At 60.7% G+C, this 21,144-nt stretch carries 15 protein-coding genes; 11 read left to right on the forward strand and 4 right to left on the reverse strand.

Going from position 1 to position 21,144, the window contains the following annotated elements:
* Positions 1-5: 5 nt before the first annotated feature.
* The 4 genes from ABD847_RS15710 to ABD847_RS15725 are packed head-to-tail and all read right to left on the reverse strand — an operon-like array spanning position 6 to position 2,503.
* Complete coding sequence (locus ABD847_RS15710; RefSeq protein WP_345014719.1) at positions 6-677, reverse strand: hypothetical protein; 672 nt, start codon at positions 675-677, stop codon at positions 6-8.
* Complete coding sequence (locus tag ABD847_RS15715; RefSeq protein ID WP_345014721.1) at positions 674-931, reverse strand: DUF3624 family protein; 258 nt, start codon at positions 929-931, stop codon at positions 674-676. Before ABD847_RS15715 ends, ABD847_RS15710 begins: the two co-directional genes overlap by 4 nt.
* On the reverse strand, positions 912-1,469 hold the full coding sequence (locus tag ABD847_RS15720) for a GNAT family N-acetyltransferase (RefSeq protein ID WP_345014723.1): 558 nt from the start codon (positions 1,467-1,469) through the stop codon (positions 912-914). Before ABD847_RS15720 ends, ABD847_RS15715 begins: the two co-directional genes overlap by 20 nt.
* On the reverse strand, positions 1,457-2,503 hold the full coding sequence (locus tag ABD847_RS15725; RefSeq protein ID WP_345014724.1) for a LacI family DNA-binding transcriptional regulator: 1,047 nt from the start codon (positions 2,501-2,503) through the stop codon (positions 1,457-1,459). Before ABD847_RS15725 ends, ABD847_RS15720 begins: the two co-directional genes overlap by 13 nt.
* A gap of 700 nt (positions 2,504-3,203) precedes the next feature.
* Here ABD847_RS15725 and ABD847_RS15730 point away from each other — a divergent pair.
* The 11 genes from ABD847_RS15730 to ABD847_RS15780 all read left to right on the forward strand — a co-directional run bounded on the left by ABD847_RS15730 (position 3,204) and on the right by ABD847_RS15780 (position 21,143).
* Complete coding sequence (locus ABD847_RS15730) at positions 3,204-4,199, forward strand: zinc-dependent alcohol dehydrogenase (RefSeq protein ID WP_345014725.1); 996 nt, start codon at positions 3,204-3,206, stop codon at positions 4,197-4,199.
* 385 nt (positions 4,200-4,584) lie between these two features.
* The gene (locus tag ABD847_RS15735; protein ID WP_345014727.1) at positions 4,585-6,171 is read left to right on the forward strand and encodes an alpha-amylase family protein; all 1,587 of its coding nucleotides are present in this window, start codon (positions 4,585-4,587) and stop codon (positions 6,169-6,171) included.
* 31 nt (positions 6,172-6,202) lie between these two features.
* The gene (locus tag ABD847_RS15740) at positions 6,203-7,348 is read left to right on the forward strand and encodes a sugar ABC transporter substrate-binding protein (protein WP_345014729.1); all 1,146 of its coding nucleotides are present in this window, start codon (positions 6,203-6,205) and stop codon (positions 7,346-7,348) included.
* A 22-nt stretch (positions 7,349-7,370) separates the two neighbouring features.
* Complete coding sequence (locus tag ABD847_RS15745; protein ID WP_345014731.1) at positions 7,371-8,036, forward strand: RibD family protein; 666 nt, start codon at positions 7,371-7,373, stop codon at positions 8,034-8,036.
* Entirely contained in the window at positions 8,037-8,714 is a 678-nt protein-coding gene (locus tag ABD847_RS15750) for an HAD family hydrolase (RefSeq protein ID WP_345014733.1), read from the forward strand. It begins immediately after the preceding gene.
* Positions 8,707-10,083: an MATE family efflux transporter gene (locus ABD847_RS15755; protein WP_345014735.1), complete on the forward strand. Its 1,377-nt coding sequence runs from the start codon at positions 8,707-8,709 to the stop codon at positions 10,081-10,083. Before ABD847_RS15750 ends, ABD847_RS15755 begins: the two co-directional genes overlap by 8 nt.
* 148 nt (positions 10,084-10,231) lie before the next feature.
* Positions 10,232-12,301, forward strand: coding sequence for a hypothetical protein (locus ABD847_RS15760; protein ID WP_345014737.1), 2,070 nt, complete (start codon positions 10,232-10,234; stop codon positions 12,299-12,301).
* Between the two features lie 41 nt (positions 12,302-12,342).
* Positions 12,343-15,885, forward strand: a complete 3,543-nt coding sequence (locus ABD847_RS15765) for an alpha-amylase family glycosyl hydrolase (protein WP_345014739.1) — start codon at positions 12,343-12,345, stop codon at positions 15,883-15,885.
* Positions 15,886-15,893: 8 nt separating this feature from the next.
* Entirely contained in the window at positions 15,894-19,484 is a 3,591-nt protein-coding gene (locus ABD847_RS15770) for an alpha-amylase family glycosyl hydrolase (protein WP_345014741.1), read from the forward strand.
* A gap of 10 nt (positions 19,485-19,494) precedes the next feature.
* Positions 19,495-19,683, forward strand: a complete 189-nt coding sequence (locus ABD847_RS15775; protein ID WP_345014743.1) for a hypothetical protein — start codon at positions 19,495-19,497, stop codon at positions 19,681-19,683.
* A gap of 50 nt (positions 19,684-19,733) precedes the next feature.
* Positions 19,734-21,143 (forward strand): UbiA family prenyltransferase, encoded by a 1,410-nt coding sequence (locus tag ABD847_RS15780; RefSeq protein ID WP_345014745.1) that lies wholly within the window; start codon positions 19,734-19,736, stop codon positions 21,141-21,143.
* The last annotated feature ends 1 nt before the right edge of the window (position 21,144 follow it).

Genomic DNA, 21,144 nt, shown 5'->3' on the forward strand with positions numbered 1-21,144 from the left:
GCCGGTTATTCAACCGCCTTGACGCGATAGGTCAGGCGACTCACCTGCTGGGCGCCATTGACCTCGCAATCCAGGCTGTACTGCTTATCCCCCACCGCCAGCTGGCCGGTGAGTCTTGGCTTGGCTGGCAGTTCAGTCTGGTGCTGTGCCAGGGTCGCCATGCTGGCCCCACTCAAGGCCTGGAAGCGGCTCAGGCAAAGCTGGCTCAAGCGCGTCTCATCCAGGGCACCGGTCACGGCCTCGCCGGGGACGAAGGCAGCCGCCAGCTGGGCGGCGCGCTTTTGCAGCCACTGCTGACGGGCGGCCCAGGCCGGCGAGCCAGGCAGCTCGCTCATCTGCCCCGTCTCATCCAGCCACTCCAGCAGATTGCCCTGCTCGTCGAACTGATAGCGGCCATAGGGCATGGTTACGGCAAACAGCCGGCCCTGCTTGAAGAAGTAGTCGCTGTCCCCCACGTGCTGGCGGTTCTCGTCCAGGATGGGCACCTTGATGATCACCGGCTGGCTATCCATCCAGGCGGTGACATCGATATCCCCCACCGTATAGACCCAGGTGTCCAGCGCCCCATTGGCGGCCGTGCGCATCTGGGTGAGTTGTTTGGCCAGGGCATCTTCGGCCCCCTGAGCCAAGGTGGTGGCGGTGAGGCCCAACAGGCCCAGCAACCAGGCATGCTTCATCGTGTTTCCTCGTCGTGTTGTCGATCGGCGCCCGTCAGACGGCGCCAGCTCCATACCAGCAGGTGCAGGGCCAACAGGCCGCCACTGCCGAGCAAAAACAGTAAGGCGGTGAGGGCCGGCACCGAGCCGTCCGCCCCCAGCCCCCGCCAGATCAGACCGCTGAGCAGGGCGATGAGGGCGCAGCCCAGCATGCAGCCCCGGCAGCGGCCCAGCTTGTGCCAAAATTCGTCTCTCTCACACTCCCGGCACGCCATGGGCTCCCTCCAGGGATCGCATCAGCCGTTGGCCGTGGCGTCCCTCGCCGTAGTAGTCTGTCAGGCGGCGCAAGGGGACAAACTGCAGGCCGGCATACAGCTGGCAGGCGGCCGGATTGTCCTCGTCCACCTCCAGGCGCAGGCTGCGGGCTTGCAGTTGCCCCGCCAGGGCCAGAGCCAGATCCATCAGGGCCGCCGCCACGCCCCGGCGCCGCACGTGCCAGTGCACCGCCAGGCAACGCACCTCCAGGGCCTGCCAGCCCAGATGGGGAAACAGGCACAGATAGGCCAGCAGCTGCCCCCCCTGCCAGAGCCCCACCGTCTGGCAGCCGGAGTGGGCCAACAGGTTGCGCCAGCGCCGCCGGCCAAAGGCCAGCCGCGGGGAGAAGCAGTAGCGCTCCAGCCCCAGCAGGGCGGGAATGTCGTCAGTCTCCAGCAGGCGGAGCTGGCAGGGACCGAGCCGGGTTTGCAGCTCGGCCTGGCAGGCGGCCAGCTGAGCCTCCAGCACAGGCAGGGGCAGTTGCTTTAGCGTGAACATGGCGGGGCAACCGACTCTCTCAGCCGCAAGATGCCGTCAAACGGCGCCAGGGGGGCCACCGGCTGGCCGGCGGCCAGCGCCAGGGCCTGATGCACCGCCGCCGCCGCCATCTGCTCGATGGGCAGGTGCACTGTGCTCAGGGCCGGCAGCAGGTAGGCACCGGCCGGCGCATCGTCGAAGCCAAATAAAGAGACCTGTTCCGGCACCTTGAGCCCGGCCTCCTGCAAGGCCCGCAAGGCACCGATGGCCATGTCGTCGTTACAGGCGAACAGGGCGGTGAAACGCACGCCGCGGGACAACAAGCTGCGGCAGGCCCGGTAGCCGCCATCCACCAGGTTATTGCCCTCGGCCTCCAGCGTTTCGGTCACCGGCAGGCCGGCCTCGGTGAGGGCGGCGCGATAGGCCGCCAGCCGCTGGCGGGCGGTGAGGGTGTGCAAGGGGCCGCTGATGCAGGCGATCTGCCTGTGGCCCAGGGCGATGAGATGGGTCATGGCCGCCTGAGTGCTCCTAGCCTGCTGGAACACCACGCAGCGCTCGGGCTGATCCGGCAGGGGACGGTTCATCACCACCAGGGGCACTGGCAGGCGGGCACTCAGGGCGGTGAGGTCCGCCTCGCTCATGAAACGGCTGTAGAGGATGATGGCATCACAGCGCCGGTCCACCAGCAGTTCCACCGCCGCCGCCTCTTTTTGCGGATCGTCGTGACCGTCGGTGACCATCAGCTGCTTGCCGGCCTCTTCCACCGTCTTGGCCAGGGTGCGCAACAGGCGGCCAAAGTAAGGCCCCTCGAAATTGGACACCACCAGCCCCACGGCGTTGGCGCTCTGGGTGGCCAGGGCCTGAGCCAGGCCATTGGGACGAAACCCCAACTCCGCCACCGCCGCCAGTACCCGCTCCCGGGTGCGCTGGCTGATGCGCACCTTGCCGCTGAGTACCCGCGATACGGTGGACTTGGCCACCCCGGCCCGTTCTGCCACATCCTGCATGGTGACCATGCCCTGCTCCCTTCGCAACCCAGCGTCAAAGGGGCTCATTATCCATCGGTTGCCACATCAGCAGCAAGGGCGCCAGGCTCGACTGCGGCCACCCGTCGAGAATCACGGTCACAGACCCGGTCAACCTAATCAAGCCCATCGAGTCCTTAGCTCAAGTGGGATGATGAGGGCGACTCAGCCTCTCGAGGCCGTAAGGGAAACACCGGCCCCCGAAACAACCTTGACGGCGCTGGCACCCCGCCAGGGTCTGCACCTCCTCCCGCCAGCTCAAGAGTGCAACCCATGCCCACCATCGGCAGAACCACTCGCACCATGCCAAGATTCCTATATGCAAACACACTAAATATGGAACCAAAGGAAGCCAACACATGAAGCCCGTTCGAATTCGGCGGTTTCACTTGGGGCTTCGCTTTGTTCGCGCACCGAATGGCTCCACATGGAGATCAGCTCCATATAGCGCCAGACTCGCTTGTATCAGTTCATTTCCACTACCTGCGAACCTGTTTTGTCTTTTGTTTTGGTCTTTTATCGCCTTTTGATCGCAAATTGAAATTTGCGCAGATTTATATGTTACACGGAGTTACATTGTCAGCATTAATAAATCGAAGAAACGCTTTCAGTTTTACTTATGACGATACAAACAACCAAATGAAATGCTTTTCTGGCGCGAATTATAAATTATTTTACATTCCACATTCACCTATAGAGAATATCCATCTCATTTTGGGTGGGGATAAAAATGCTGACATTGAAGCTGGGTGAAACTCGACGCCTTTTCTTATCTGAACATGAAGAACGCACCACGTTTTGTAATAAAGACGTGGAAGTATCCATTACCATGACAGGGATATGCGGAACTGACTTGGCGGTATTGTCCGGGCGAGAAGAAGGCGCAAGTGGAATTATTCGCGGCCATGAAGCCGTCGGTATAGTTACGGCCATTGGTACAGATGTCACACAAGTTAAAATCGGGGATCGTGTCGTCATAGATCCGAATCAGTACTGTGGTGAATGTATTGCCTGCCGCCGAGGCGATACCAATTTGTGTGAGGGGCATGAGGGTGGTTTAGCCATTGCCGGAGTCAATATTCACGGCACCTTTGCCGAACGCTTCGTCTGCAATCAGCGCTTCGTTCACCGCCTGCCAGAAAACATGAGCTGGGAAGCGGCCGTACTGATTGAACCCGTTGCCTGCGTGCTGCACACCCTGGAGAAGGGCGGCTTACGAGCCCAAGAGCGCCTGCTACTGATCGGCTGTGGCCCCATGAGTCTGGTGGCACAACTTGTTTGTAAAAAGATGGGAATTCAAACAGTTGCATTAGAGAAAAACCCTCATCGACTGGCATTTACCCGTGAGCTTGGTCTGAACGTGATGACACCGGAAGACTTGCCTGGAGAAGATAAATTTGATGCGGTGCTGGACTCTTCCGGCAATCAGCTAGCGCTGGCCACCCGTCATCTGGTGCGGGGCGGTCGCATCCTTTTATTCGGTTTCGATCAGCACTATCGTTTCGAGTTGCCGGTCAAGCACTTCCTGGTCAATGCCCTCTCCGTGATCGGCGCAGGGGAATATAACCAACATTTTCCTGCCGCCATTGCCATGGCTGCATCGCTGCCGGAGCTGGCACGCCTGGTGACCCACAAATATGCACTGTCTGAATATGAAGAAGCTATTGATGGGCGTTTCGATCCTCAGGACAAAGCGATTAAAACAGTATTTGAGATGACTGTTTAATTCTATTCTCGTTAACGACTCATAACATGTGACAGTTTAAAGAAGGTGACATATGGAAATAATTTCCAAGGTGCACGAATATTGCCTGCGCGCGGCAAATGAACATCAAGACATTAAATTCTGGATCCCGTCAATTTGGAATCAGTCCTCCTGTGCACCTGTCTTGTCCAGCAAAGAAACTGAACTCGCAGTAAACCCTTATGAACACACTGCCAGGTTGCTTGATCAGCTGTTGGCCACAGATGCGCCATCATTGGAACAGCCCCTTAATCTGGATAATAGTGTTATTTATACCACCCTGGTGCGGTACAGCGCGGCATGGAACTATGACGGTAGCGGTAATTGGCAATCAGGCACCTTTTTGCGCATGTTATGGCTCTTGCCCATGCTGCAAAAAATGGGCGTCAACATTCTTTACCTGCTGCCGGTCACCCGTAACAGTGACTTGAACCGCAAGGGCGATCTCGGCTCCCCCTATGCCATCGCCGACTATTTCTCTCTGGATCCGGCCTTGCACGATCCCTTGCTGGATGGGCTCACGGATCTCTGTCTGGATGATGAACTGGCGCTGCTGATCGCCGGGTGCCATCGCCTGGGGATCCGAGTGGTGCATGACTTCATTCCCCGGGTCACGGCGATGAACAATGAGCTGGTGAAGCAGCATCCCGACTGGATTTATTGGATTCGACGCGAGGCACTGCCCGGTTTTGCCCCCCCCGAGGTTCCTGGACTGGATCCCTTCACCGAATGTACCCCGGAGCGGCTGGAGCGCCTGTATCAGGCGCCAGCCACCGCCAGCCATCTGGCTAAATTCAGCCTGGCCCCCAACCGGCTGGATCCTGAACTGTGGCAGCGACTGCAAGCCCAAGCGGAGGCGGACGGCAGTGAGCTCATCACCCTGGTGGAAGAGCAGATGGGTATAGTCCCGGCCCCGGCTCACTCCGACTGGATCAACGATGTGCAACCGGTCTGGACTGACATCGCCTTCCTGAGACTGTATCTGGATGTTCACCCGGCGGCGCGCCCCTATCTGCCGGATCATCAGCCGCCCTACGTGCTGTTCGATACCATTAAGTGCAATCGCTTCCCGGGCGACGAGCCCAATGAGCCCCTGTGGCAGTGGTTGGAAGACGCCGTAGCCTATCAGATGAAGCGTTATGGTTTTGACGGCTTCCGTATCGACATCGGCCATACCCTGCCCCCCTCGCTGCTGCAACGTCTGATCGACCGCATGCACGATGGCAGCGCCCATCCGCTGATCATCAGCGAGGATCTGTTCAATCGTAATCACGAGCAGGCCCGGGCCACGGGCTACAACATCATGCTGGGCAGCGGCTGGAATGTGATGGCGGACGCCACCCATGAACGGCTGTTTACCTATCTGCGGGAACTGGCCGATCTGAAGATCCATGTGTTCGCCTGTACCGAAACCCCGGACACCCCGCGGATCACCTCCCGTCCCGGTGGCAAGGCCTTGGCCCAGGCGCTGACCCTGTTCAATGGCGTGTTGCCCAACGGCATTCCCTTCATCAACACAGGGCTGGAGGTCAACGAGCTGCAACCGCTCAACTGCGGCCTGGCAGACAACACAGACGGCGCCGACATCCCCCGGGCCTTTTTCAATCGGATGCAGATCGCCTGGCAAGGCAATCACGACATGTATGCGCTGCTTTGCCGCATCGCCCAGCTGCGGGAGCGCTTTGCCTCTTTGCTCTCTCCGCGGCACTTCGTCCTGCTGGCCGCCCCGGCGCCTGTCTTGCTGTTTGGCTACCGCCGGGAGAGCGAGCACCTGATGCTGGCCGTCAACCTGGATCCCCAGCAAGCCCACACCGTGGATTGGGCGCATCTGTGCCCGGAGCTCAGCGGTCGCACCGAGCGACTGCTGGATTCGCGCCAGGCCGAGTCACCCGTCATCACAGGTTGTCCAGCTCAGCTCGCGCCCTTGCAGGCGGTGCTGCTCTGGCACCCCTAACTCCCCCATCGCCGATATAGGAGTTCAATATATGGCACAGGAACGTCTGCTGTTATGGCACGAATTTGACGGCAAAGGTGACACCTCCATCCAGGTGCTGGAGGAGCGCTGCGCGGCCTTCTCCGCCCTGGGATTGGGCGAGGTGGTCCCCGAGGTGATGAACATCCGCCATCTGCATGAGCGCCTGGCCCAGATCCAGGCGGGCGGCCCGGCACCGGATATCGCCTTCGTGCCGGCCGACATGCTCTATTTGCAGGAGCATGCCCTCTTCTCGCCGGTTTCCCCCAGCGACTTTGACACCCCCATCTCCGAGGGGCACTGGCAAACCATGCAACTGCGCCAGCAGCAATATGGCGTCCCCCTGCTGGGCGGCAACCATCTGGTGCTCTTCTTCAACCGCCAGCTGTTGCCCGAGCCACCCGCCAGCTGGGAGGCCCTGGAGGCGCTGGCGCCCGAGCTGCAGGCCAAGGGGATCACCCCCATGGCATCGGATTGTTGTGATGCCTACTGGTTCATCCCCTTCCTCACCGGCCATGACGGCTGGGTGCTGAACGAGGGCACGCCGGACTTAAACAACGACGCCAATCGCAGCGCCATGGCCTTCATGGAGCGCCAGGTTCGCCAGGGTCTGCTGGCCAACCAGCAAGGCTCCACCGCCCTGTTGGACAACTTCATCGCCGGCCACACCGCCGCCATCGTCTGCGGCGAGTGGATCTTCAACTACCTGAGCCAGCAGATGGGGGAACGACTGGGTGTCGCCGCCCTGCCGACCGTGGAGGGCCGTGCCATGACCTCCATGACCTCTACCATAGGTCTCGTCTACCCCAACCAGGGGTTAAGCGGCCCGAAACGCGAGCTGATCCTCGCCTTCACCCGTTTCATGTTGAGCGAGGCGTCCCAACGGCAGTGGGCGACCCAGGTACAAAGGTGGCCGGTACACGAAGGGGTGATCGAAGAGCAGATCCGGCTGGGCGATGGCAACCGTCAGGCCATCCTGGCCCTGCGCCAGGCCTGTCGGCCCATGCCACGGGAGCGGATCATGTTTGATGTCTGGTTTGCCATGGCCCTGGGGCTGCGCCGGTTACTCAACCAAGAGTGCGATGTCAAAGAGGCGGCCGCCTTCATGCAGGTGTGCGCCCAACAGCAAGTCGGCAGTCAGATGGCTGAGCTGCTTTGACACAGATAAGTGGAGGAACAAGATGAAAGTCACCGTATTTAGTCAGATTTCTATCGATGGCAAATTGACCCTGGGTAGCGGCAATTCCAGCAAGGATCTGTTCAAGCTGTTCACCGATGACGACATGCGCTTCATCCACAAATTTCGGGGCGAAGTGGACGCCATCATGGTGGGGCGCAACACCATAGTCACCGACAACCCGCAACTGACCAACCGTTACGAAGAAGGGCGCAATCCGGTGCGGGTCATCCCCACCAACAGCCTGGACTTCCCGGAGTCGGCCAAGGTGCTCAGCACCCCGGAGCAGACCATCATAGTCACCTCGGAGCAGGCCAGTAATAACCCCATGCTCGACACCATTCGCGGTCTGGGCAAAGAGGTGCTGATCTCCGGTGCCAAGCGGGTGGACTTCCACCAGCTGTTTGCCAAGTTGGCGGCCCGTGGCATGCGTCATGTGATGGTGGAAGGTGGCGGTTATCTCAACTGGCAGATGTTCGATGCGGATCTGGTGGATGAAATCATCCTGATGCAGCTGCCCATCATCATCGGCGGCTCCGACAACGTCAGCCTGGCCGACGGCGTCGGCTATCGCGATCTGCAGACAACCAAACGCTTCAAGCTCGAAGAGATGAAGCCCTACCCCAACTACAGCCTGATGCGCTTCAGCCGGGACAGGTCGGTGAACTAAATGACCCGACTCTCTTGCCAGACGGTGCAGGCCGTCATCTTCGACATGGATGGCGTCCTGGTGGACAGCGAGCCCCTCTACATGCGCGTGGAGCGGCAATCCTTTGCCCGCCATGGCGTCTTCCTGGCGCCGGCGGATCAAGACAGGTTTGTCGGCACCAGTCAGCGTCAGATGTGGCAGACCATCCGACAGGAATACGGGCTTGAAGCTGAGCTGGACACCCTGATCGCCGAACACCAGCAGGCGGTGCTGGCCGCCTTGCGGCAGCAGCCACTGCCGGCCATGCCTGGCGTCGCTGACTTGCTGGCGGCGCTGGCCGCCGCCGGCAAGCCCTGCGCCCTGGCCTCCTCCTCGCCACGCGCCCTGGTGGAAACCATGCTGGAGACCATAGGTCTGAGCACCTGTTTCAGCCAGACGGTGTGCGGCGATGAGGTGCGGCTGAGCAAACCGGAGCCAGACATCTTCTTGCAGGCGGCGGATCGCCTGGGGGTGGCACCGGCCCACTGCCTGGTGATTGAAGATTCAGCCCATGGCGTGACGGCGGCCAAGGCCGCCGGCATGCCATGCATCGGACTGCAAAACCCCAACTCCGGCAACCAGTCACTGGCTGCCGCCGATTGGTGTTGCCACAGTCATGAAGAGATATATCAACAACTTTTACGAGGGTGTCATGTTTAAGGACAAACAGTTTATCGCGGACATCATGCGCATCGCGCTGCCGATCACCATACAGAGCGTGATCATGTCCCTGCTGAGCATGGCGGACCAGTTGATGGTGGGCCAACTGGGGGAGGTGGCCATCGCCGCCGTCGGCATCAGCGCCAAGCTGACCTCCATCGTCTCCGTGGTGCTGGGTGGTCTGGCGGCCGGCATCTCCATCTTCTGTGCCCAGTACTGGGGCAAGCGGGATGAGACCAGCATACGCCACCTGCTGGGCTTTGGCCTGCTGATTGGCCTGCTGTTCGCCGGCGCCCTGGCCCTGCTGGTGGGTTGCCTGCCACGCTGGGCCATGTCCCCCTTCACCACGGATGAAACGCTGCTCAACGAGGGGGCCATCTATGTGCAACTGCTGGCCTGGAGCTACCTGCCCTGCATGTTGACCATGATGTATTCCGCCGTCCTGCGCAGCACGGGCCAGGTCAAGCTGCCCATGTACGCCAGCACCAGTGCCGTGGTGATCAACGTGGTGCTCAACTACCTGCTGATCTTCGGCCACTTAGGTTTCCCCAAGCTGGGCTTGATGGGGGCGGCGATCGCCACCTGTCTGGCTCGCAGCATCGAGTTCCTCATCATACTGGTTGCCGCCTACTGGCAACGGCATGTGGTGGCCTTCCGCCACCTGGGTGAGCTGTTTGGCATGGAGGCCGGGCTGTTCCGCCGCTTCTTTGCCACCTGCCTGCCCATCGTCATGACCGAACTGCTGTGGGTGTTGGGGGAAAGCGGTTATGCCGTGGTCTATGGCCGCATGGGCACCGACGAGATCGCCGCCATGACCATGACCTACCCCTTGCAGGGGCTGGCCATCGGTCTGCTCTGTGGCCTGGCCGGCGCGGCCTCCGTGCTGGTGGGCAATCGGCTGGGGGCCGGCAACTTCGATGGCGCCATCGATTATGCCAACAAGCTGATCCGCATCGGCGTGCTGTTTGCCTTGGCGGTCGGCGGCCTGGTGGCCCTGGCCTCGCCCTTCTACGTCGCCTTGTATGGCACCTCGGCCGAGGTACAGCAGATGGGGCAGTTCTGCGTCCTGGTGTTCTGCGGTTTCCTCTGGGTCAAGGTGGCCAACATGATAGTCGCCGGTGGCGTGCTCAACAGCGGCGGCGACAGCAAGTTCGTCTTCGCCATGGAGTCCATGGCCACCTGGCTGGTTGGGGTGCCGTCCGGCTTCCTGATGGCCTTCTACTTCGAACTGCCGGTCTACTGGGTCTACCTGGTGCTCTCCTTCGAAGAACTGGTGCGCCTGATGGTGGGCTATGCCCGGGTGCGCTCCAAGAAGTGGGTACGCAGCCTGGTGGATGACGAACCGCAAGCGGCCCTGGCCGAAGCCTAACCGAGCCGGTATCCCCCACCGGGCTCCCGGTGGGGGTTTTGTGCCGCTCACGGGGCGGCTGGGGACGCGACCCTGCGACCCAGCCCCTGAACACCCGCAAGGGTGAAAGCGTGCCCGGCGGACACCCGGGCCAATTAAAGGAATAACCATGCAAAACATGCTAAGGATTGGCATGACAGCGCTGTTGGCGCTGCTGTGTCTGTCATTGCTGCTGGATGCCGGCATGCTCATCCACGACAGTGGTTTGAGCATACTGCACCCCTTCGAAATGGATTATGGCGAAGGCCCCCTGCTGGCACAGAGCAAACTCTTGCAGCAGGGGCAATGGCCCTACTTCTCCCTGACCCAAGCGGATCAGTATGTGGTGGCCAATTATCCGCCCCTGTTTCACCTGCTGACGGTCGGCCTGGCCAAGCTCATCGGCCAGCCGCTGTTGCTGGCGGGCCGTTTGCTGGCCCTGCTGAGCACCCTGGCGGCCGGTGTGATCCTGGCCGCCTGGGCCGCCACCCTGGTGGGCCACCTTCTGCCCAACCGGTTCGCCAAGCTGCTGGTGGGGGGGCTGGCACTGACCGGCTTCCTCAGCCTGGACTATGTCTACATGTGGAGCGGCCTGTTCCGTGTCGACATGCTGGCCATCGCCCTGGCCTACGGCGGCGCCTTCTGGTTTGCCCATCGGCTGGGTCGGCTCGACGGTCTTGTCCTGGGGGGGCTGCTGATGCTGGCCGCCTGCTTTACCAAGCAATCCTATCTGGCCGCCCCCGCCGCCTGTGGTCTGGTGCTGCTGGTGCAGCGCCCCGGTTTGGCCCTGGGCTGGGGCCTGACCATGGTGGCCGCGGGTCTTGCACTCTTGGGTGGCCTGATGGCCGTCACGCATGGTGCTATTTGGGACAACCTGGTCACCGCCAACATCAATGAGTTCATCCTGGCAGATCTGTTGCGTTACCTGACGCTGATGCTGCGGGATAACTGGCTGTTCATCCTGGGCGCCCTGGCGTATCTGTGCCTCGGCCTGCGCCAGTTCCGCCGGCTATCGAGCGACGCCCGGGTGCTGGTGCTCTACCTGCCCCTGGCCTTCATCACCTCCCTGTCCATCGGCAAGATAGGTTCCAACTTCAACTATTTCATCGAATGGCTCGGCCTGGCCGTGGTGGCGACGGTACAGCTGGGGGCCTGGCTGCTGAGCCGCAGCCCGGCTCACCGGCTGGCCACGGGCGCAGGTAGCCTGCTGCTGTTGCTGGCCGGCGCCTTTACCCTGGCCAAGTACCAGGGGGACTACCAATGGGATTATCGCAGCCAGAAGGTCGCCATCGGCGAGCGCAACATTCATGACGAACAGGCAGCGCTGCCGGAGCTCACCCAGGTGCTGCGCTGGGCCGAGCAACAACAGGGCAACCTGATTGCCGAAGACATGACACTGCTGAGCGAGTCCGGCCATCCCCTGGTGCTGCAACCCTTCGAGGAGACTCAACTGGTACGGCAGGGCCTCTGGCATGAGCTGCCCTTGCGGAGTCAGGTGTTAGCCGGCCAGTTCGCCGGTCTGATCCTGTTCTTCGATCTCGACGAGGTACCGGATTACGCCCATCAGCGCTTTACCGACCCCATGCTGGCCGCCATGCGCCAGGCCTATGAAAAGCAAAGCCAGGTTGGCAAGTATCACCTCTACGTGCCCAAGCCGGAGACTCAGAAGACCGCCAGCGCCCTGTATAACCAGGCCGGTTGTGACGAGATGCCCGGCCCGCTGAGTGAACCTGTGCGCCTGGAAGGGTTAGCCGACTGGGCTGGCCAGTCCTGTCTGCAATATCAAGGGGCACAGCGCTACACCCTGCTGTTCCACGGCCAGGGCAAGGCCCTGCGCGTCGCCAGCCCGGCACTCCACGAGGTGCCGGTGGCCGCCGACGCGCCGATGCGCCGCCTGTCCAGCACCGAATTCGAACTGGCCCCGCTGGGCGAAGGACTCTACGAGTTCATTCTGCAGCGCCAGGGTGACCAGGACTGGCGCGTCTCCGTGCGTCCCAGCCCCCATGTGATCCTGCACATGCCGGATGCCGATGGCCACTGGGAAACCAGCCTGATCTACGCCGAAGAGAATCTCCCGGGCAGTGAAATCTGGTTCGTGCCCGAACAGGAGACCCCCTTCTTCAGCGAAGCGGAAGCCAACCAATACCTCAGCCGTAGCCAACAGGCTGCGAAATCAAGTCAAACCAAGGTTCAAGGGTGAATATGTCAGCGTTCAAGATGAAATATTTGGCGTTTTTTGCCATGAGCTTGCTGGGCGGCACCGCCTATGCCAGCGATCTCTACAGTCCGGAAAACATCAATCAGCGCACGATGGAGGACGAAATTGTCTATTTCGTCATTCCTGACCGCTTTTACAACGGGGATCCGAGCAACGACAAGGGCGGCCTGGAAAACACCCCCTACGAGCGGAGTTTCAATCCCAAGGATAAGGGCTTCTTCCACGGTGGCGACATCGTCGGCCTGGAGCAGAAGCTGGACTACATCCAGGGCCTGGGCGCCACCGCCATCTGGATGGCCCCCATACTGAAAAACCTGCCGTTGCAGGTGGGCCCGGACGGCAAGGAGTCCGCCGCCTATCACGGCTACTGGACCATCGACTTTACCAACGTCGACTCCCACTTCGGCACCAATGACGAGCTGCAACGCTTTATCGACGCCGCCCACCGCCGCGGCATCAAGGTGTTCTTCGACATCATCACCAACCACACCGCCGATGTGATCAAGTACACAGAGTGCCACGATGCCAAGGGCGGTTACCTGGGCAGCAAGCCCATCTGCCCCTACCAGTCCAGCAAGGAAGCGGCGGTACTGCCTTATCACCCCTTTATTCCGGCCGGCATGGAAACCATCAAAAAGCCCGCCTGGCTCAATGACATCAAGTACTACCACAACCAGGGGGATACCACCTTCGCCGGGGAGGATGCCCTCAACGGTGACTTTGAGGGGATGGACGACATCAAGACCGAAGATCCCTTCGTGATCAAGGGCATGGTGGAGATCTTCAAGAAGTGGATCGACATCGGGGTCGACGGCTTCCGCATCGACACGGTGCGCAACGTCAATGTCGAATTCTGGAATAAGTGGACCGGTGACATCCTGGACTACGCCAAGTCGAAGGGCAAACCCCACTTCTTCATGTTCGGCGAGGTCTACGACTACAGCGTCGAAAACCGCAGTGATTACACCACCCGCGGCAACCTGCCGTCGGTGTTTGACTTCGGTTTCCAGGGGGTGGCCCGTTCCGTGATGAGCGTGGGTGAAGCCAGCGAAGCCATGAACTTCCTCTTTACCCATGACGACTACTACATCGACAAGGATTCGAATGCCTACAACCTGGTGAACTTCCTTGGCAACCATGACATGGGGCGCTTCGGCTTCTTCCTCAAGCAGGATCTGCCGGATGCCAGCGAGGCCGAGTTGATCAAACGCTTCGACCTGGCCCATGCCTTCATGTATTTCGCCCGCGGTATCCCGGTGATCTATTACGGCGATGAGCAAGGCTTCATCGGCGATGGCCTGGATCGGGATGCCCGGGAAGACATGATGGCCACCCAGACGCCGTCATATCTGGACAACCACTACCTGGGCACCAACCGCAGCCCGGCAGAGGACAAATTTGACACCCAACATCCCCTCTACCGCAAGCTGCGCACCTACGCCGATCTGTACAAGCAGTTCCCGGCCTTGCGCAGCGGTCTGCAGTATGAGCGCTACCTGAACAAGACCAAGCAGAAGGCCGACACCTATGTCTTCTCCCGGCTCGATCCCGACACGGGCGTCGAATACCTGCTGGCCTTCAATCCCGGCCAGGGGCCGAGCCACATCCAGATCAGTGCCACCGCCGCCGGCTATGAGCAGATCTACTCCGAAGACGATAACCTTCTGGAGGTCGTCGGCGACCAGCTGAATATCGCGCTGCAACCGCTGAGCTTTGCCATTTGGAAAGCCAACAGTCCGGTGCCGCCCACCTCCCTGGCGCAGGTGACGCTGGCCTTCAACGATCTGGTGGCCAATGACGTCATCAGCACCCGCACCAAGTTTGAGGTGGCGGCCAAGGGGCTGCCGGCAGACAAGCTGAATCGGGTCTCCGTCGAGTACGCCATCAAAACCCCCAAGGCCAAGGAGTTCGTCCCGGTCGGGGTCGATTACTCCAGCCCGTACCGCCTGTACTGGAATCCGGACGGTTACGATAACAACCAGACCATCATCCTCAAGGCCACCATGAAGAACGGCCAGGGTGAGGAAAAGTCCATCACAATGCCGCTCATCGTCGATAGACGGACGCCGGAACATGTGACGGTTCATTACCAGAACGGCAACCACCGCAAGTGGGCCTACGCCGTCAGCGATGTGGGCGCCTTCGACGGCCCCTTCGCGTTGGACGACAAGGGCTTCAGCTTGCCGTGGCGTCCCAGCGAGAAGACCAAGTTCGTCTACTTCGCCGATGACGTCATTGCCGATGGGCAGATCGACAAGCCGATCCTGCTGACCCGGGCCGACATGGTACGCAACATCAAGACCCAGAAGCAGGGCATCACCGCCGAGCTGTTCGTCGACAACCAGGGTCACGTGAAAGGTGGCACTCAAGCAACAGGCCAGGCCGGCAAACCCGCCACCCTGACCAGTCACTTTGCCCCCCTGGACGGCGACTTCTTCCTGCGCGGCTCGCTCAATGGCTGGTCCGCCGCCGACAAGATGGAAGCCGATGAGAATGGCCGTTGGCATGTGACCCGCCTGGTCAAGCCCGGTGACACCGAGTTCAAGTTCGCCGATGCCGAGTGGCAGCGCTTCAACCGGGGCGGTCCCTACATCGCCACCGGGCTGAGCGGCGGTGACAACCCGGCCAACCTCAATCACAAGTTCGATCGCAAGGAGTTGATGACCTTCAACTTCTATTCGATGAAGAGCGATGACGGCAAGGCCTATCAATTCCACACCATAGTGCCCGAGCTGGGCCCGCTGCCCAGCCCTTTGATGCTGACCGAGCAACCCAAGGCCTGGACCATCGAAGGCCCCTTGCGCTTCGCCTACCAGGATGGCGGCCACTACGAGCTGGCGGTGATGGTCACCCAGCCGGGTGAGTATCACTTCGGCCTCTCCTCGTTCGCCGCCCAGGATGCCAGCGCCGTCAAGCTGGATCGCCTCATCCCCCTGACCCAGGGTGCCGCTGGCGACTTCAAGCTGAGTTTTGCCGAGGCCGGCCTCTATCTGCTCAAGGTGAATGTCGAAGATCCGAAACAGCCGACCCTGCTGATTGCAAAGTCCGGCAAGGCCGATGAGTTCGGCCCGCTGGGCAAGCAGCTGTTCATCCGCGGCAGCATCAATGGCTGGGGCGTCACCCAGGAGATCCCCTACCGTGGCGGCCAGATTTACAGCCAGACCCTCTACCTGCCCCAGGGGCTGAGCGAGTTCAAGCTGGCAGACGAGACCTGGAATGCCGGCTGCAACATAGGCGCCAAGGGCACCAAGCTGCTGCAGCTGGGCCAGCCCAACCTGCTGTTCAACGATGCCGAAAGCGACAACCTGCGCTTTGAAACCGCCCAAGGCGGGGTCTACAAGCTGGAGCTCAATGTGGCGCAGCTCAAACAGCCGGTGCTGACCCTTGAGGAGCTGTCACAAGCCATAGTGCACTTCTACCTGCCCAGCGAGAAGAAGTGGGGCACCGAGTTTGTGGATCTGAACGAAGGCGACCATGGCGTGGAGTCCTGGTACATCGAAGCCCTGGATCAATATTTCCCCAGCCAAGAGGCGGCGGAAAAGGCACTGCAGGATAAACAAGGATGATGATCAAGATGTTGACACTGAAAAAGAGCCTGCTGGCAATCATGCTGTGCAGCCTGTACGGCTGCGGCGACGGCGAGCCGGCAAAGACCGACTACAGCCAGGTGGCTCAGCGAAAGCCCAGCGATGAGGTGATCTACTTCCTGATGGTGGATCGCTTCGAAAACGGCGACAAGAGCAACGACACCGGCAAGCTGGAAGGACCCCGTGAGATCACGGGGTTCGACCCCACCGACATTCGCTACTTCCACGGCGGTGATCTGGCCGGGGTGAGGAAACGCCTGGATTACATCAAGGAGTTAGGCGCCACCGCCATCTGGCTGTCGCCCATCTTTACCAACATCCCCACCGTGGTCACCAGTGAAAGCATCCTCACCGGCAGCTATCACGGCTACTGGATCAAGGACTACCTGAATGTGGATCCCCACTTCGGCACCAATGAGGAGTTCAAGGCACTGGTCGCCGAGGCCCACAAGAAGGGCCTCAAGATCTACATGGATCTGGTGCTCAACCACACCTTTGATGCCATCAAGTACAAGGAGTGCCATTTCGATGATGGCCGCTTCCGCAATCCGCCGCTGAAGGTGAAAGAGGGCAACCACGAGTTCCTCTACAGCGACTGCACCTACCACGGCCCGGAATCGGACAAGAAGTACACCCCCTTCATTCCGCCCCAGTACCAGGGGGCCAAGAACCCGGCTTGGCTGAACGACATCGACAACTATCACCACTATGGTGACACCAGCTTCGTGGGTGAAAACGCCCTGATCGGCGACTTCTACGGTGGCGACGATCTGGACACCACCAAGCCCGCCGTGGTGCAGGGGCTCATCGATATCACCCAGCACTGGATGAAGGAATATGACATCGACGGCTTCCGCGTCGACACCGTCAAAAACATCGACATCGACTTCTGGCACGCCTGGAACAAGGCGGTAGCCGACTACGCCAAGCAGCTGGGCAAGGAGAACTTCTTTGTCTTCGGCGAGGCCTATGAATATGACCCCATGGTGCTGACCCACTACCTCAGATACGGTCAATTCAGCGGCCTGCTGGACTTCATCATGCAAGACAGCATGCGTACCCTCTTCAGCCTGGGGCAGGAAACCGACCTGGCCAAGGGGCTGTTCGAGCGTGACGAGGTGATGCGTGATGTGGACAACTCGCCGGATAACAACGTCAACTTCCTCGGCAACCATGACATGGGCCGTCTGGCCTACATGATGGGCGTGGACAATGCCGACTACACCCCAGAGCAGAAACTGGCCCGAGTGACCCTGGCCAACGCCTTCATGATACTGGTGCGGGGTATCCCCTGCCTGTATTACGGCGATGAACAGGGCATGGAGGGCAGGACGGCGGATCATGAGGCCAGAGCCGACATGTTCCCCAGTCTGGCCAAGGGCATCCAGGATGAGCCCTTGCTCGGCACCAGCAAGACGGCCGCCGATGACAACTTCGATGTCAACCATCCGCTGTTCAAGACCATCCAGGGGCTGACCCGCCTCTACAAGAGCGACAGCGCCCTGCGCCAGGGCGAGCAGTTGCTGCGGTTTAGCAGCGACAAGCCCGGCCTGCTGGTGTTCTCCCGCTATGACAAGGAGCGACGCCGCGAGTACCTGATTGCCTTCAACAACGACACCCAGGCCCATGAGGAACACTTCGAGGTCGCGGCGACGGATTACCGCCAGGTGAATGGCACCGACGGCACCACAACCCAGCTGGCCGCCAAGGAGGGACAAGTCACCCTGAGCCTGCCGCCCTTGAGTTACGCCGTCTATCAGGCCACCGAGGCCAGCCCGGTACAGAGCGAAGTCCAGGCGCTGAGCTTTGTCTCGCCCCAGGCCGACGAGGTGATCAGTGGCATGATCAAGCTGGAGGTGGCCGCCAAGGGCGATGATCGCCTGCCCGCCGGTGCCGTCACCTTCTACGCCGATGCTGGCGACGGCTATCAGGAGATCGCCACCGATCCCCAGCCGCCTTACCGCGCCTATTGGGATGCCTCGGCCGTCAAGGATGGGCAGATGGCCAAGGTCAAGGCCGTCTGGCAGCAGGGGGAACAACAGGTATGGCGTGAGGAGTCGGTGCGCATCGACCACCGTCTGCCGGAACCCCTGACCCTGCATTACCAGAACGATCACCACAGGGACAGGCTGTTCATGATCGATGATCGCGGCCAAGTCACCCAGATCAACACACCGCTGGAGCAGGGCTTCAACTTTACCTGGCCGGAATACAGCACCTTCGTCACCCTGTTGCCGGCACATCGGGAAGGCATGCACTTCACCTTCGACAAGCCGCAGGTGCTGACCCGTTCCACCGCCGTCAAGCTGGCCGAGGAAGATGCCCAGGGTAAGCTGTCCGCCGAGCTGTTTATCGGCAACCAAGGTGCCGTCGCCAAGGACAAGAGCAGCTATGCGACCGCAGCGGCCGATGAAATCACCTTCGACCAGGCCATGCCTGCCGCCTTCGGTGACGAGGCCTTGTACATCCGCGGCAGTTTGAACGGTTGGGGGATCGGCGACGAGCTGCAACCCCAGGCCAATGGCGTCTACTACCTGCAACGGGTGATGGACAAGGGGGCCATGGAGTTCAAGCTGGCAGACAAGACCTGGAACCTGGTGAACATAGGCGGTGACATGACGCCCCAGGGGCTGACCAACAGCATCCAGTCCACCAACCTCAAGGCCACCATCACGGAGCGCTCCTCCTATGAGCTCTTCTATTTCGATCGGCCTGAGTTCCGCTTCTTCATCTACATGCCGGATGAGGGCCCGCTGGGACGTCGCTATGCCCTGCAGGGCGACGGGCTGGCCGCCCCGCAACCGCTGAACTACGTGGGCAACAATGCCTATGAGGCCGTGGTGGAGACGACGGAGGCTACCGAGCTGTCGCTGACGATTCAGGATCCCCTGGGTCAGCAGATGCCGGTATCCAGTTCCGCCGCCATCGCCATGGGCAAGCGCACCCCGCTGCTCACCCAGCCCGGCGCACTGCGCCTGACGGTGCCCAAGGCCGGTACCTACCTGCTGAGCCTGATAGTGCAGGGCGATAACCGGGTCGAGGTGCTGTTCAATCCCAAACTCACCGGCGCCAGCGAGGGTCCCTTTGGGGGTGATCTGTTTGTCCGCGGCACCATGAACAACTGGGAACCGCAGGACGGCCTGACCTACTTGGGTGCCAACCGTTACCGTGCCTGGGTCTACCTGGAACCTGGCAAGGCCGAACTGAAGATCGCCGATCGTTACTGGAGCAACGAACGCAACATAGGCGCGGGTCAGCATGGCCAATTGTCCCAGGGCACTCCGCTCTCGCTGGTCAATAACGGCGGCTCCGGCAACCTCCAACTGCAGGTGGACAAGGCCGGCGTCTACGAGTTCATTCTGGACGGCGAGAACCCCATGACACCGCAGCTGACGGTGTCCCCCGCCAAGGTGGCCATCATCCACTACTACCTGCCGAACGAGAAAGCCTGGCAAACCGAATATCAGGAGCTGGAAGAAGGCTATGAGTCGGTAGAACTCTGGTATCTGGATGCGCTAGAACAAACCTTCGCCAGCCTGTCAGATGCAGAAAAAGCCATTAAGACCAACCACTTATAGGAGATAAGTCATGTTGAAATATCTGTTGCTGTCCTGTTCCATCCTGCTCGTCGGCCAGCAGGCCGCCTATGCCAACTGCAACCCGGCATCCGGCACCAAGTCCGCCTGTAAGCAGATGGAAGAAAACGAGGCCATCCGGGCCTCGGCCAAGCGCAACATCCTCGAAGCGCTGAAAAAGAGCAAGGCGCCTGCCGCCTAACCCGCTAGGCCGGCTCGTCCGGCCTACTTTTTTACAAAGAGATATCCACCATGAACACCCGTCCACTAGTGGTAGATCTTGATGGCACCTTGTTGAAGACGGATCTGCTGATAGAGAGCCTGCTGCTCTTCATCCGGCACTATCCGTGGCGCATTTTTTCCTTGCTGGCCTGGTTGCTGCGCGGACGCTCCTACCTCAAGCACAGGATCGCCCAGCATGTCGACTTTGACGCCGCCGTCCTGCCCTATACCGGCGATCTGCTGCACTGGTTACGCCAAGAACATGCCAGCGGTCGTCAAATTGTGCTGGCCACCGGCTCCAATCAAAAGCATGCCGACAAGATTGCCGAACACCTGGGGCTCTTCAGTGCCGTGCATGGCAGCGGCGCCGCCGTCAACCTCACGGGACAGACCAAGTGTTCCCTGCTTCGCCAAATCTTTGGCGAGCGCAATTTCGACTATGCCGGGAACGCCAGGGTCGATCTGCCGATCTGGTCGCAGGCGGCGCAGATCATCATGGTCAACGCCCCCGCGTCGTTACGGCGCCTGGTGGCGCGCCGCCATGGCGAGCACCTGGTGCTCGGCGGATCCGATAACCGGCTGCTGGGACTGCTGCGGGCCATGCGCCCCCATCAGTGGATCAAGAACCTCCTGATCTTCACGCCCTTGTTGTTTGCCCACCAATTCACTCAGCCCGACAAGCTGCTGGCCAGCCTGCTCGCCTTTGTCGCCTTTGGCCTGTGTGCGTCCAGCGTCTATCTGCTCAATGACCTGCTGGATATCCAGGATGACAGACACCACCCCAGCAAACGCCGTCGGCCCTTTGCCGCGGGCACAGTGCCGGCACTCTGGGGTTTGCTGGCCGCCCCTGTGCTGCTGGTCTCCGCCCTGCTGCTGGGCTGGCTGGTCTCGCCGGCATTTTTGCTGGTGCTGGGCTGCTACTACCTGGTGACCCTGCTGTACAGCCTGGCGATCAAACGGGTGGTGTTGCTGGATGCCGTCACGCTGGGGCTCTTGTACACCCTGAGGATCATCGCCGGGGGCGCCGCCACCGACATCCCCCTGTCTCTCTGGCTGCTCTCCTTCGCCATGTTTATCTTCCTGAGTCTGGCCATCGCCAAACGCTGCACCGAGCTCAGAGGCAAAACCGCCGGCAGCCTCAGAGGGCGGGGCTACCTGCACGACGATCAGCAGATCATGGTTCCCTTTGGCATCGCCAGTGGTTACCTCTCGGTCCTGGTGCTGGCCCTCTACATCAACAGCAACGAGATCCAGCTGCTCTATCGGCAGCCGCAATGGTTGTGGGCCACCTGCCCCCTGCTGCTCTATTGGGTCAGCTATTTCTGGCTCAAGACTCACAGGGGCGACATGCACCACGACCCCATACTGTTTGCCCTACGCGATAAAACCAGCCTACTGATTGGCGGTTTCATGTTTCTTCTTCTGATTATGGCCATCTGAC

This window comes from Pseudaeromonas paramecii (assembly GCF_039540575.1).
Lineage (GTDB): Bacteria > Pseudomonadota > Gammaproteobacteria > Enterobacterales > Aeromonadaceae > Pseudaeromonas > Pseudaeromonas paramecii.

Bases quoted from the DNA above. Each gene is read 5' to 3' on its own strand.
- ABD847_RS15715 (WP_345014721.1), bottom strand. From the start codon at position 931: ATGGCGTGCCGGGAGTGTGAGAGAGACGAATTTTGGCACAAGCTGGGC.
- ABD847_RS15780 (WP_345014745.1), top strand. From the start codon at position 19,734: ATGAACACCCGTCCACTAGTGGTAGATCTTGATGGCACCTTGTTGAAG.
- ABD847_RS15725 (WP_345014724.1), bottom strand. From the start codon at position 2,503: ATGAGCCCCTTTGACGCTGGGTTGCGAAGGGAGCAGGGCATGGTCACC.
- ABD847_RS15755 (WP_345014735.1), top strand. From the start codon at position 8,707: ATGTTTAAGGACAAACAGTTTATCGCGGACATCATGCGCATCGCGCTG.
- ABD847_RS15775 (WP_345014743.1), top strand. From the start codon at position 19,495: ATGTTGAAATATCTGTTGCTGTCCTGTTCCATCCTGCTCGTCGGCCAG.
- ABD847_RS15735 (WP_345014727.1), top strand. From the start codon at position 4,585: ATGCTGCAAAAAATGGGCGTCAACATTCTTTACCTGCTGCCGGTCACC.
- ABD847_RS15710 (WP_345014719.1), bottom strand. From the start codon at position 677: ATGAAGCATGCCTGGTTGCTGGGCCTGTTGGGCCTCACCGCCACCACC.
- ABD847_RS15760 (WP_345014737.1), top strand. From the start codon at position 10,232: ATGCAAAACATGCTAAGGATTGGCATGACAGCGCTGTTGGCGCTGCTG.
- ABD847_RS15770 (WP_345014741.1), top strand. From the start codon at position 15,894: ATGTTGACACTGAAAAAGAGCCTGCTGGCAATCATGCTGTGCAGCCTG.
- ABD847_RS15750 (WP_345014733.1), top strand. From the start codon at position 8,037: ATGACCCGACTCTCTTGCCAGACGGTGCAGGCCGTCATCTTCGACATG.
- ABD847_RS15740 (WP_345014729.1), top strand. From the start codon at position 6,203: ATGGCACAGGAACGTCTGCTGTTATGGCACGAATTTGACGGCAAAGGT.
- ABD847_RS15730 (WP_345014725.1), top strand. From the start codon at position 3,204: ATGCTGACATTGAAGCTGGGTGAAACTCGACGCCTTTTCTTATCTGAA.
- ABD847_RS15720 (WP_345014723.1), bottom strand. From the start codon at position 1,469: ATGTTCACGCTAAAGCAACTGCCCCTGCCTGTGCTGGAGGCTCAGCTG.
- ABD847_RS15765 (WP_345014739.1), top strand. From the start codon at position 12,343: ATGAGCTTGCTGGGCGGCACCGCCTATGCCAGCGATCTCTACAGTCCG.
- ABD847_RS15745 (WP_345014731.1), top strand. From the start codon at position 7,371: ATGAAAGTCACCGTATTTAGTCAGATTTCTATCGATGGCAAATTGACC.